Here is a 12,552-nt window from a genome sequence, read left to right as displayed (position 1 = left end):
CTATATCATGCAATTGCACTTTCAGTATAGCTGAATTAAAACGACCCCCAAGTAATTACACTTAATTAACCAGAAGTCTCGGTGTGAAACAAGCTAAGTTATTGTTTTTTTTAAATAGCTCCTTCCAGCGCTGTCTCATCTAAAAGTTTTACAGCGACCCCAACATCTTGGTATCAAGTACGGTAGTTTCCGTACCCGATAACCAAAGTTAAAACCTCACACTAATACCGTTATTTGAAATATCGAGTGGTCATGGGTCTCATTTTCCACCGCATATCAGTCAAATGGTGCAAACCCTTGCTCACCACTGATTTGCTCTGGATAACCTGTAATTGCTCTACTCGTTTGCATACCCGCCATTACAGCGGCCTCTACACACCCAGCATTCACTCCTGTTTTTATCCAATCCCCCGTCAGATAAAGATTACTAAATACAGTCTCATTCGTTGCTAGGCGGAACTTACTACTGCCAACCACGCTTAATACATATCGCTCACTAGGATCTACATTAACCCGCCAATATTGTGCGTCAAACCTTGTCGCGCCAGAAGTATTACCTCTATCAAACAACACGTTCCAGTCGAAGTCATCTCCATGGTAAGCTTCTGGCCAAAGTGGCTGCATCTGACTGGTTAACTTCTTTAAACCGTTTTCTTTTACTTCAGCTTTCATACGCTCGGGAAAATGATGATCTGATGGTGGCGGATAATTGGCACAGGTAAATGCACTACAAAAGTAAGCTATATTACTCGGCTTTTGGTCTTTCCAATCCTCAACTTCAAGTAAATTAGACATCGCAGCCCATGTGTCAAAAGGCTTCGAGAAAGCACTCAAAATTGGCCTTTCATCGCTTTGTGAAGGGTCATGAAAACCCAATTCACTGTCTGTTTTAGTCAACCATAGCTGCATCGCTTGCGTGGCTACTGTTTTAACATTTGTTGCTTGTTGCTTTAACTTTTCATCTTGATCCAATAAATTTTCACAAAGTGGCGAAAGTCCAGCCACAGATATTCCAAAAATAACTAAATCAAAATCTACAGCACGCTTTAGCGTTTTCCGCGGAAGTGGCTGTCCAAATGTGTGTTGGTATATCGACTCCCAATTGGACCAATAAGATTCCAAGTTCACCTCATGCTGTTGGATCAATTCAACTTGCTGTTGGTCAATTTGCCCCCAAATCGGTTCGCTTGGCCAACATGGCAAGTCTTTCACAGGCATTAATGGAGAATATGACTGCGCAGAATTTAATTTTACCTGTTCAATAATAGTGATTTCATCAACATAATTGCTTTCACCGCAAGTCACGCCTTTGAGCGCTTCAACTTGGTTGAAAAATTCGAATTTTACTCCTCTTGCTTTTAATAATTCGTATATGGGTGCAAAGATAATATCTCCCATACCAGCCTGCATTTTCCACATCACACCGCCGCGGTAACACAGCATAATTCTCAGCATAGCAAGAGAAGCGACTCCAGCTTCAACATTGGGCTTTTCAAAGTCACCATCCTCGTAGCCAAACACGAGGTCATAGAATCCCCTTACCGGAGCGGACTCTACAGACAGTGTTTCATTAGCACCATTACGCCTGAGCCATTGTTTAAAATCATATTTATCAATGTATCCAAAGCCTCTGGAATACACTTTATCGCGCAATAATCCGATAATCATAGCAATACCTAGGTCAAGACATATATATAAACGTCTTATGATCGGATTATCATCAATTAAGTCATTTACCTCTGATTTCAGCCAACGCCTAATTTTACGCACCATGTACCATACTACTAGGTGATCTTTCTTGTTTCCTAAACGATGGTCTGATCCTCTTACTGTTAAAAAAGCATCTAGTTGAGCAATCAATAATTTAGGAGTCGACAGCACTTCCTGAATTTGTTGCTCCGCCTCATCAAACAAACGCTTCGCTTTGTCCTCAATATCATCAAAGAAATTACTGACTTCCTGCCCTAAATGTGCCAATAAACTTTTATCTCTATTTTTTCTTGTTATGAGTTGTGTTGTTTTATGTGTCTTCACGACTTCATCTTCTATATCGTCAACCCATTTATGTAGCCACGCAGCAAGAAGTTTTAAAATCTGCCAAAAATGTAAATCCAATGTACCGTTTGCTGGATTGCCTGGGATAGTTGGAAAGTCAACAGACCAAGTCTGCCACTGCCTATCTATGTATTCTTGAAGTACAACCAAACTATGTGGTTTTAAGGCTTGCTCCCACGTGTGGATGGGCTTGTCACTTGGGCGAGCTAGTTTGTCATACACAGTCTCAATCATTCGAAACGAATTTACATAGGCACCAAACCACACATGTAGACCATGCTCTTCGATGCGCTCACCATGTTTTGGATTGCGTCCACTCGCACCTTTACCTCCTAACCGCCAGCCTTGCTGATATATTGTAATGTCATAGCGTTCTTGCCAGTTTTCTTGCTCTGTCATATATACAGCAGCTGTCATAGCAGAAACGCCGCCCCCAAGGATAGCCACTTTCTGTTTGTTCATAGTTATTCCATTCACGTAACATTAGTTTAATGCACTCAATAATGAGGCTTAGCAATACCGAGAGACCACTTAACAGACGTATATCGCTTTTGAGCTTCGATTATCTGCGTTGAGTTGTTATGCCTGAAGTCGTCGATACAATCTCCTCTACACCCGCTTGATCAAAATCCATTTTTACATAGTACGGAAGTTTTAATTCACTTTTACCGAGTGGGATGCCAAACATCTTGTTTAACGGAAATGAATCTAGGTGTTGAAGATCAAGATGCAGGTCATCCTTTATGAAGCCAATTTTATGAATTTTCTTTACTTCAGACGGTGAGTGTACCACAGCTGAATACACGGCTTTTTCACCATAACCATCAGGAATTTGTTTGAACAGGATTTGATCCATTTGTGGATGTGTAAACCCGGACAGAAACTGCTTCAAAAATTGGCTATCCACATCTAAATCACATACAGAAGCTTTAAAAAGGGTTGCTATTTCGTCACCAACTTCCAACACCTCTTTTAACCAAGATTCATCATCATCTTCTGGATAAATTGATAATAAGTCATGCCAATCCATCTTGGTGCTTGGGTTAAATGTTTTGAAGGTATCTAGAGAAAGAGAAAAGTGCAGTGGCTTGCCAAATTGCTCAGGCATTCGATAACGGCACAAGTATTTGTTGTAACCCCAAATCTCTCTGCCATTGATAAGTGCATTTATGTTATTCACCGCAATAAATGCTGGATACCAATAAAGGTGTTCAGCCTTTCGGATCTCAAGACTGACCTTAAGTATCGGTAACCAAATAATAATATCCGTTTCCTGCATATATCCATAATCAGAAAACGGTGCCACTTTTGACGCAATATTTTCAATGTCAGTAAACGTTAGCAAACACCAATTAGTTAGTGCCTTGAATGTGAAATCACTACTTGGCACTGTATTTAATGTGCTATCGATATAAGCCTGAATTTTTGCTTTTTCACCTTCAACAAAAAAGCCATACATTTGCGCATTAAGCATTCGACAAGGAGGCTTTGCAATAGGATTACTATAAAAATGTCGATAGTCTGGTAACTCTGGATACATCTTACACTCCTTTAATATAATCAAGAAAAACATATAACTAGTGTCAGGTTTAGTTCCAAATCACCTATGCTTCAAGTCCAGGTAGCATAAAGTTGGCTACTGTGAGGGTGTTAACTCCCCAGTCTTCCAGCTGACTACAAAGTAACAGGTTCAGCCAACACTGGGGTTGAGCTAACCCGTCCTTCCCTTTGGCAAAAATATTGATAATGAGAATATGCGTAAGAATCAAAGTTAGTAGATAGCTTATTCATAAAACCATGTAAATATCTTGTCCTCACGCAACTTACTCCCTTTTTACACCGAAGCGTATCAATAACAGGCTCAACATCAAAATGTGGTTCAACTTGGGCAAAGAATATAGAAACATCACAATTAGGCTTATGCTGTAAGTGATTTCTCAGTTGACTTGGGTAAAAAGCAATCAGATGCTCGACCGAATTGACACTACTGAATTCAGATAAGGCAACCCAAGCAGCTGCGCCGCCTGCACTAAAGCCGATAATTAATTTTGGATTGAGAGCATCAATAGCTGCGACGACTTTTTCGGCAAAACGTTGATGGCCACATTGAGCTAAAAAAAATTGATAGCATTCAGCCTCTGTGACATTCGTTGGCTCCTCAACATAAGGTGAAAGTACCTTTACATCTCTACCAAGGCTATTAGCAAACCGATTAACATGCTCTGTGTGGCCAAATATGTCGGTTACAATCAGAATAGTCATAGATTTTCCTTATAATAATTTATCGTTATTGGTTTGACTGGCTTCCTTACCTTTTTGGTCTCATGATCGTCAAATTAGCTTGCAGTATGCAGAAATGGTTTACTTAAATAGCCCGTGTTGCGCCATAGTAGGCTCGCTACAAAAGCACACTCCCATTAGCTAACTAAAAAACGATTATAAAAACGAGATACTATCTTAGCTTGGTATAATATGCTTTATAAATCAGAACAGTAAAATAGGTCATGTACACAATAGGACATGTTAGCGCTAAACATTTTCAAAAGAGTTCGGCTACTTGCCACAACCATTCTAAAACGTCTATTTTCCCAAAACTAAGACTTTATTTAAAACTAGCACACCCCTCCCTACTGTAAACATTAAATACAAATTAAATATACATTAATTTAATCATCAATAACGCAGGTGATGCTAAGCTTAGTATATGCGCGTTAAGGGCTTTAAAGTTTGATTAAAATCATATTGTTTTTTCTCACAATAACATATGCCAGTATGAGTCATGCTAAGCAAATTACATGGATAGTCATCGACTTTGCGCCTTATTATATCCTTGCCGATCGATTAGAAGGCCAAGGAAGAGATGAATTACTAATTCAACTCATTCAACAATATATGCCTGACTATACCTTCAACTATAAGTTATATCCCGCTTCAAGAGCGATACACGAATTATCAAATGTTAATAACCAGTATTGTGTCATCTCTTTGTATAAAACCGCAGATCGTCAGCAGCACATCGCATTCAGTGACGAGTATTCGACCATCGGATTGTCAACATCAGTTGCGCTGCGCAAAGATGTCGCTCACGCTCTAGGTGTTAAAGATAAGGCCATCAACCTCGCTTCACTGGTGACAAAGCATAAGCTAAATGTAGGCATTGCGGCTAACCGCTCATTTGGTGATGAGCTCGACACATTGCTTACTAATTTACCCAATAAACAAGTGTCAATAAGACCAGGGCGTGATGCTCTGGCGAGCTTAACGGTCATGTTAATTAAAAAGCGCGTTGATGTGATATTGGGTTATCCAAGTGAGCATTACTATCATAAATTACATGTAGACAAACTTGATGAGTTAACTCAGGTTAGGCTTGACCTTACGTCTCAAATAACAACAGGATTTGCTGGGTGCAGTAAAAATGCGAAAGGTCAAGAAGATGCCGCGGCAATTAGTTTGGCTTTAGGGAATGTCCATAAAGACGAGCGCTACAGATTGACAATGTCTCGGTGGCTACCCGAGCAATTTAGACCTCAATTGGCAAGTGTTTTTAATAAGTGAAAACCGCTTAGCGTAGATAGCAAAGCGGTTTATGACATCATTACAAATGAATTAAATAAGACTAGCTCTTAGTTCGTATTATTTGCGGATCCCCTCCAAATGCAGACCAATAGTCACGTGTGTGGAAGCCGGCCCCAAATCATAGTCAATGCCGTAATCTGCAAGTTTTAGCTGTGTTTCGCCTTCAAAACCAACTCGATAGCCTCCCCATGGATCTTGACCCTCTCCTACTTTTTTAACGTCAAAAGCTATCTCTTTGGTCACACCATTTAATGTAAAAGTGCCAACAACGTTTGCGTGTGTTTGGTCACTAAACGTGATGGACTCACTTTTAAATATGGCCTTTGGATGTGCTTTCACGTTTAAAAAATCACTGCCTCGTAGGTGTTTATCACGCTCTGCATGATTTGAGTCAATAGACGCTGTATCAATGACTACATTTATCTTTGAGGTATTTGGGTTTTTGGCATCATAACTAAACTCCCCCTCAAAGTTGTTAAAACGACCATGTAACCAACTATATCCCAAATGCTTAATCTTGAAATTAACAAACGCATGTGCGCCCTTGGTATCAATAGTATAATCAGCAGCACTGGCACTCACGGCCATTGTCAAAGCTGCAATACCAGCAGCTAAATATGGTGTTTTCATGTGTTATTCCTCATGTTTTTTTGGAGTCATAACCTTAATCATGCGCGCTAAGGTCTGATCTTTGTTTATAAAATGATGCTTTAAGGCGCCTAAGATGTGGATTACAACGACAGCTAATAGCCCCCACGCAACGTATAGGTGAATAGTGCCCGCTATATCGCTTTGACGATCAAATAGCTCACCTGCACTTGCGACGGAAAACCAACCAAACACCTCTATACTTCTGCCATCAGAGGTCGAGATCAGGTATCCAGATAAAAATAAAGTAACTAAACCTAAGTACAAAACTAGATGAACACATCCCGCCAGAATGTTTTGTAGCCTTTGTAGAGGTGTTGCTGCGCTTAAAGGTTTAACCGCGGGATTTAACCACTTCCAGACCAAGCGCAGTAGTATCAATATGGACAGTAATATGCCAACGCTTTTATGAATGTACAGCGCATCCCGATAAAATGGATCATAATAGCTTAGCTCTACCATATATATGCCAAGGCAAAACATGCCGAATACTACAAAAGCACTGAGCCAATGAAATATGATGGCTATTACACCATATCTTTGACGTGTATTTTTAAACATAATTTAGCTAATAAAACTCATTCTCAATAACATACATAGTAAACGCTAATAGTACGAAGAGAAATAGCGATATTTAGCGATTGGATGTGCATTTATGCACATGTAAAAAAGCGCCCTACTAGAGGGCGCATTACGTCGGGGGAGTGTAATACCAGTTCGGCGTAATACAGCATCAGTATAAGAGAGCAAACCTGACTTAACTGGCACTAAAGGCACTCGCTAAAGAAGGACATAGCAAGACTTTTATGTGGCGGTTATAGGATTACTCACCTCAACTAGATTTCTGATTAGTCAAATTGGTATAGGGAAAATCAACACCTTGAGTGATTGTATCAGCCACACTTCGCAAATCTATCTAGCTTGTGTAGCTTATACAATCAGTACTCAATTCATTAAATCGTGCTAGTTTTTATAAAAATAGCTATCTTTTGTAATACTAATCGTTGCATCCTGTTGCGACTCAATCGTAAATTGAATTGGGATCCGCTTACCTTTTAAGTCATAACCATCAGCTGTAACTGTTACTGGGATCAATGCCATATCTCCACCAGCAATGTGGGTTGTCACCGGAGCGGTCAATTTGGCATTTGGCAAACCTTTTAAACTTACCGTATACGTCAAGTCATGCTGTGTTTTATTTATCACACTCAAGGTATAAGGGTTCTCTACTAACCCTTCATAATTAACACGGTACAGTGCATTACGGTCACGGATCACGGATGCTTCTATCGGTGTACGGTTGAATGCCCAAATTACCATAGTAACCATGATCAATACCGTGATCGCACCATAACCAACAATTTTTAGCCTAAATGGATTAGATTTTTTACCTGCTTGCTGGTGTTCGCTTTGATATTTGATCAGATCTGGTTGATAACCAAATTTATTCATCGTTTCATTACACGCATCAATACACAACCCACAGTTTATACATTCATATTGCAAGCCATTACGAATATCTATACCAGCGGGGCAAACTTCAACACACAGGTTACAATCAACACAGTCACCTAACCCCTTTTGCTTTGGATCATCCTTACGTTTACGACGACCTCTGTTTTCACCACGCCCGCTATCATAAGTTACAACGAGTGTATCTTTATCAAACATAACGGATTGAAAGCGCGAGTATGGACATGCGACGGTACACATTTTTTCACGCAGAAAGCCCGCATTACCATAAGTACAAAATGCAAATAAAAATACCCAAAAGGAGGTAAGGCCACTCCACTGTAATGTAAACATGTCCAGATATAGCTCTTTTGCAGGAATAAAGTAAGCCATAAAGGAGGTGGCAGTGAATACTGAAATGAACAGCCATATAGCATGCTTAGCCGTTTTTTTAGCGATTTTTTTGCTATCCCAATCTGATTTATCAAGTTTTATTCTTTGGTTGCGAGTCCCCTCAACTCGATGCTCAACCCAAGTAAACATGAGCATCCAAATTGTTTGTGGGCATGTATAGCCGCACCAAACGCGTCCAAGCCATGTTGTGACAAAAAATAGTGCAAACGCACCCACCATGAAAATCCATGCCAAAATCATAAAGTCTTGTGGTAGGAAAGTGGCTCCGAAGATCTTAAACTGCTGAGTACCAAAATCGAGCAATATGGCCTGTTGCCCGTTATATGGGATCCAAGGAATAAGAACGAAAGTTAACATTAAGAACCAACCTAGGTTTCTCCTTATTTTTTGAAAAAACCCTTTTTGCTCTCTGACGTAAATTGGCCCCTCTTGCTTGTAGGGCTTAATGATCATGTCTTCTTCTTTGATATCAAACTTCATGTTATTTGCTACATTGGTAATACACAAAGTTTATATTGCAACTTTCAGACCAAACTGAAAGTTTATAAACAATTGATTATAAACAACTTTTAAAATGGAAAAAATATTAAATCGCGAAATATCACGAACAACCGCGAAATATCACGGATCTTTGCTAATTTTCAGCTTTTTCATTTTAGACCTTAGCGTACTTTCCGGTAAACCCAGCTTCTCTGCTGCGCCATTTGTGCCTGATATTTTCCAATTGCACATATCAAGTACCCTTGTAATATGTTCGGCTTCGGCTTGCGCGAGTGTTAATACACCATGCTCTGCTCTTGTTTGCTCAGATAGGTTGAGTGATTGAGATAAATCAAGCAACCGCCCCTTAGATAAAATAGCCTCTCTCTCTAGTATATTTTGTAACTCGCGAATATTTCCCGGCCAATCATAGCCTTGTAACGCATAGAGTGCTTTTTTAGAAATACCTTTTAGTTGCTTACCGAGCTTTTTATTGAGTTGCATAATGAGATTGTTTGCCAATACAGGGATGTCTTCAATACGCTCACGTAGTGCAGGTACTCGAATAGGAAAAACATTTAAGCGATAATAGAGATCCATTCTAAAACTCCCCTCTTCAACCATCTGCCGCAGATCGCGGTTAGTCGCAGCAACAATACGGATATCAACTCGAATAGACTTACTCCCACCAACTCTTTCAAACTCGCGCTCTTGCAAAACTCTCAATAACTTACTTTGTGCTTCTAATGGTAATTCACCTATTTCATCTAAAAAGATGGTGCCCTTATCTGCCAGTTCAAACCGCCCTTTTCGTTTTTCATTGGCTCCAGTAAATGCCCCTTTTTCATGACCAAACAGCTCTGATTCTATTAATGTGGGAGAAAATGCAGCGCAATTCACTTTGACAAACGGCTGTGATGATCGCTCACTAAGGCGGTGTAAGTTTCTTGCAACTAGCTCCTTACCTGTACCATTTTCACCCAAAATCAATACTGTACTGTCGGTCTTACTCACTAACTCTAGCTGCGCTAACATAGCTTGAAATATATCGCTGTTACCGACTAATCCAGAGTCTTGCCAATTTTCATTTAAGGTTTCTAACAAGTAAGCATTTTCATCTTTGAGCTGCTCGGTAAGTACTTGAACTTTATTTAATGCCTCGCGTAATGCGTTTTCCGTATTGTGTTGCTGTGAAACATCGCGAAATATCGCGACTGCTCCTATAATTTGTTTATCTTTATATATAGGCGTAGACGTATACTCCACAGGAAAACAACTACCATCCTTTCGCCAAAACACCTCATGCTGTACTTGGCGTGTTTTACCATCAAACATCGTTTTATATATTTTACATTCATCTGCGGGATACTCACTGCCATCAGCGTGACTATGATGATGGTATTGATGGATCTTTTTGCCCAGCAATTCGGCACTTTGCCAGCCCGTCATCCGCTCCGCTGCGGGATTAACAAACACTGCGTTTCCAGATAAATCAAAACCATAGATCCCTTCCCCCACTGCATTCAACAGTAGTTTGGGATCAGCCAAAAAATGTTTAATAATAGACATACAAAACCTCGCGATATTTCGCGAACATTCTATCTCTATTTGCAAGTGATGTCAGCCAGTTGTTCAAAAACGCCTACATAGGTAACAAATCTGCATTTTTCCAAGCTAATTGGTATAAAATAGTGAAAAACTTACAACCTGAGTTTACTCGTGGACAAAACAACCTATATTCCTAACGACTTCATAGATGATGTAAAAACTTATCTTCCTGCACACCTGAGTATTGATGATTTTATTGCTACCTGTCAGTCACCGCTGCGTCGAGCAATCAGAGTGAACACATTGAAAATGTCTATCACTGAATTTTTGCAATATTGTCGCGAGAACGACTGGCATGCTCAGCCTATCCCGTGGTGTGAAGAAGGCTTTTGGATAACAAGAAGTGATATAGAAGAAGCGAAATTGGCGATTGGTAATACAGATATTCATTTGAGTGGTTGTATCTATGTTCAAGAAGCCAGCTCGATGTTACCGCCAACAGCGCTCAAAACCACGATTACTGACAATGATATCAATCTCGATATGGCCTCAGCACCAGGTTCAAAAACGTCACAACTTGCAGCATATATGGGCGGACATGGGGTGTTAGTCGCCAATGAACTATCTTCATCACGTTTAAAAGCGCTTGCGGCCAATATGAAACGCATGGGAATACACAATGTTGCCTTATCTCATTTTGATGGCTGTATTTTCGGTGACTATATGTACGAATGTTTCGACAATATTTTACTGGATGCACCATGCTCAGGTGAAGGGACTGTACGAAAAGACCCTAATGCACTAAAAAATTGGTCTATTGAGTCTAATGTTGAAATTGCGGCCGTACAAAAACAACTGATTGATAGTGCGTTTCAGGCATTAAAGCCAGGTGGTAGTCTTGTCTACTCGACATGCACATTAACGCCAATAGAAAATCAACAGGTTTGTCAATATCTAGTAGACAGTTACCCCGACGCTGTATCAATAGAGAGTCTAGCGACGTTATTCGAAGGCGCTGAAGATGCTGTGACACCCGAGGGGTATCTGCACATCTGGCCTCAAGTTTATGATAGCGAAGGTTTCTTTATTGCCAAATTTACGAAGATCATGAGTGTTCCTGCAAAGGATCCGAAACAAAAAAAAGGCGTATTTCCTTTTAACCCCGTTGATAAAAAAACCGCTCAAACCTTTTCCAGTGTTTTAAAGAAGCAATTTGGTATCAGCGAGCTTCAAGGTACATTAATGGCAAGAGACAAAGAAGTATGGCTCTTTCCCAATGGTTTTGATGCAATTCAAGCTCGGATAAAATATGCTCGTATCGGTATTTTAGTGGGTACGACTCACAAAAATGGGATAAGGCTAGAACACGAATTTGCCACCGCATTTGGCCATCTTGCAACGCAAAACATACTTGAACTAACAAAAACTCAAGCCAGAGATTATTTCAACGGCAAAGACATCCGTTTAGATACAACAACAACCCTGACCGGAGAAGTCGTACTAATGCTATGTGGCAGTGCCATTGGACTGGGTAAATGGCAAAAAAACAAAGTGAAAAATAGTTTACCGCGTGATTTGATTAAAGACGACCTGTTAATAACTTGGGTATAACCTGAATATACCCTTTTGATATTTTTAATATCGATTAAGAATATCACAGGTAACACTATGTTTTTTATAAACTTAATAAATAGTTCATTTATTTGTAAAAACGCTGAAAGGTTAACTAAACTTAACGTTACTTTCTACTTCTCCCTAAAGTCTTAGAAGGTGTTTTTAGTTAGCGCACGGCTCAACCTTGAGCCTTTCCCTAAGCCCAGAGCTTGCAGGTAAGTCTCTGGGCGTTTTTTTACTTATACTAATTTGGCTTAATACTTGCTCAATTTGAAGGAGTAAATCTGATGCTAACAGCGTTAAAAATTTCTTATTTAGAACAACTAAATAGCAAAATTTATGCCTTGCCTACACAGATGTAGGTACCTTGGCGATAGCAGGACGCGGTAGCGGGGTTATCAACAAGATTTTCTCGCCTCAACATAAACCACTTAATTAAGAAAATTGGTATAAAAGCCGACAAACTCCAGCCAAACTAGGTCAGTAACTCAAGTTCAGTAATAATTTTCATCGCGGCCTCATTTGAATCACCACATACATCCCTCATGGGTTTAAATTGAAGACAAACAGGGGGGCGTTCGGGCTTATTAAACAATTTACAAAGGTTGTTTTCATCAAGCTGAATACACCGCTGCCCAGCTACTTTACCGTTAGGCATACCCGGGATAGGCGTTGAAATGCTCGGTGCAATGCAACAAGCCCCACAGCCAAGTCTACAGTCCATCTAGCTTCTCACTAAAATTCTCATCATTTGTGCATTTT

At 39.9% G+C, this 12,552-nt stretch carries 10 protein-coding genes; 2 read left to right on the top strand and 8 right to left on the bottom strand.

The window, feature by feature from the left end:
• Positions 1-276: 276 nt before the first annotated feature.
• From F9Y84_RS05425 to F9Y84_RS05415, 3 genes are all read right to left on the bottom strand, one after another.
• Positions 277-2,517: an NAD(P)-binding protein gene (locus F9Y84_RS05425; RefSeq protein WP_147389899.1), complete on the bottom strand. Its 2,241-nt coding sequence runs from the start codon at positions 2,515-2,517 to the stop codon at positions 277-279.
• Positions 2,518-2,617: 100 nt separating this feature from the next.
• Positions 2,618-3,595 carry an acetoacetate decarboxylase family protein gene (locus tag F9Y84_RS05420; protein WP_147389900.1) on the bottom strand — a complete coding sequence of 326 codons (978 nt, stop codon included), beginning with the start codon at positions 3,593-3,595 and terminating at the stop codon, positions 2,618-2,620.
• Between the two features lie 134 nt (positions 3,596-3,729).
• A complete protein-coding gene (locus tag F9Y84_RS05415) occupies positions 3,730-4,317 on the bottom strand; it encodes a dienelactone hydrolase family protein (RefSeq protein ID WP_147389901.1) in 588 nt (195 codons plus the stop codon).
• A 510-nt stretch (positions 4,318-4,827) separates the two neighbouring features.
• Here F9Y84_RS05415 and F9Y84_RS05410 point away from each other — a divergent pair.
• Positions 4,828-5,613: a transporter substrate-binding domain-containing protein gene (locus F9Y84_RS05410; RefSeq protein ID WP_147389902.1), complete on the top strand. Its 786-nt coding sequence runs from the start codon at positions 4,828-4,830 to the stop codon at positions 5,611-5,613.
• Positions 5,614-5,691: 78 nt separating this feature from the next.
• On the opposite strand, the gene F9Y84_RS05405 is transcribed toward F9Y84_RS05410, so the two are convergent.
• The 4 genes from F9Y84_RS05405 to F9Y84_RS05390 form a co-directional block, all read right to left on the bottom strand.
• A complete protein-coding gene (locus F9Y84_RS05405) occupies positions 5,692-6,264 on the bottom strand; it encodes a YceI family protein (RefSeq protein WP_125252691.1) in 573 nt (190 codons plus the stop codon).
• Between the two features lie 3 nt (positions 6,265-6,267).
• A complete protein-coding gene (locus tag F9Y84_RS05400) occupies positions 6,268-6,843 on the bottom strand; it encodes a cytochrome b (RefSeq protein WP_147389903.1) in 576 nt (191 codons plus the stop codon).
• 402 nt (positions 6,844-7,245) lie between these two features.
• Complete coding sequence (ccoG, locus tag F9Y84_RS05395; protein ID WP_128731559.1) at positions 7,246-8,628, bottom strand: cytochrome c oxidase accessory protein CcoG; 1,383 nt, start codon at positions 8,626-8,628, stop codon at positions 7,246-7,248.
• 141 nt (positions 8,629-8,769) lie between these two features.
• The gene (locus tag F9Y84_RS05390; protein ID WP_147389904.1) at positions 8,770-10,197 is read right to left on the bottom strand and encodes a sigma-54 interaction domain-containing protein; all 1,428 of its coding nucleotides are present in this window, start codon (positions 10,195-10,197) and stop codon (positions 8,770-8,772) included.
• A gap of 150 nt (positions 10,198-10,347) precedes the next feature.
• Here F9Y84_RS05390 and rsmF point away from each other — a divergent pair, with 150 nt between their 5' ends.
• Positions 10,348-11,787 (top strand): 16S rRNA (cytosine(1407)-C(5))-methyltransferase RsmF, encoded by a 1,440-nt coding sequence (rsmF, locus tag F9Y84_RS05385; RefSeq protein ID WP_147389905.1) that lies wholly within the window; start codon positions 10,348-10,350, stop codon positions 11,785-11,787.
• Positions 11,788-12,265: 478 nt separating this feature from the next.
• On the opposite strand, the gene F9Y84_RS05380 is transcribed toward rsmF, so the two are convergent.
• Positions 12,266-12,514: a YkgJ family cysteine cluster protein gene (locus F9Y84_RS05380; RefSeq protein ID WP_128732645.1), complete on the bottom strand. Its 249-nt coding sequence runs from the start codon at positions 12,512-12,514 to the stop codon at positions 12,266-12,268.
• Positions 12,515-12,552 lie beyond the last annotated feature (38 nt).

The sequence above is a fragment of the Pseudoalteromonas peptidolytica genome, from assembly GCF_012641745.1.
In the GTDB taxonomy this organism is placed as follows: Bacteria; Pseudomonadota; Gammaproteobacteria; order Enterobacterales; family Alteromonadaceae; genus Pseudoalteromonas; species Pseudoalteromonas peptidolytica.
The sequence above is the reverse complement of the archived record's forward strand: the minus strand, read 5'-3'. Positions and strand labels throughout refer to the sequence as shown.

Bases quoted from the DNA above. Each gene is read 5' to 3' on its own strand.
- F9Y84_RS05380 (WP_128732645.1), bottom strand. From the start codon at position 12,514: ATGGACTGTAGACTTGGCTGTGGGGCTTGTTGCATTGCACCGAGCATT.
- F9Y84_RS05390 (WP_147389904.1), bottom strand. From the start codon at position 10,197: ATGTCTATTATTAAACATTTTTTGGCTGATCCCAAACTACTGTTGAAT.
- F9Y84_RS05410 (WP_147389902.1), top strand. From the start codon at position 4,828: ATGAGTCATGCTAAGCAAATTACATGGATAGTCATCGACTTTGCGCCT.
- F9Y84_RS05400 (WP_147389903.1), bottom strand. From the start codon at position 6,843: ATGTTTAAAAATACACGTCAAAGATATGGTGTAATAGCCATCATATTT.
- F9Y84_RS05425 (WP_147389899.1), bottom strand. From the start codon at position 2,517: ATGAACAAACAGAAAGTGGCTATCCTTGGGGGCGGCGTTTCTGCTATG.
- F9Y84_RS05420 (WP_147389900.1), bottom strand. From the start codon at position 3,595: ATGTATCCAGAGTTACCAGACTATCGACATTTTTATAGTAATCCTATT.
- F9Y84_RS05415 (WP_147389901.1), bottom strand. From the start codon at position 4,317: ATGACTATTCTGATTGTAACCGACATATTTGGCCACACAGAGCATGTT.
- ccoG (WP_128731559.1), bottom strand. From the start codon at position 8,628: ATGAAGTTTGATATCAAAGAAGAAGACATGATCATTAAGCCCTACAAG.
- F9Y84_RS05405 (WP_125252691.1), bottom strand. From the start codon at position 6,264: ATGAAAACACCATATTTAGCTGCTGGTATTGCAGCTTTGACAATGGCC.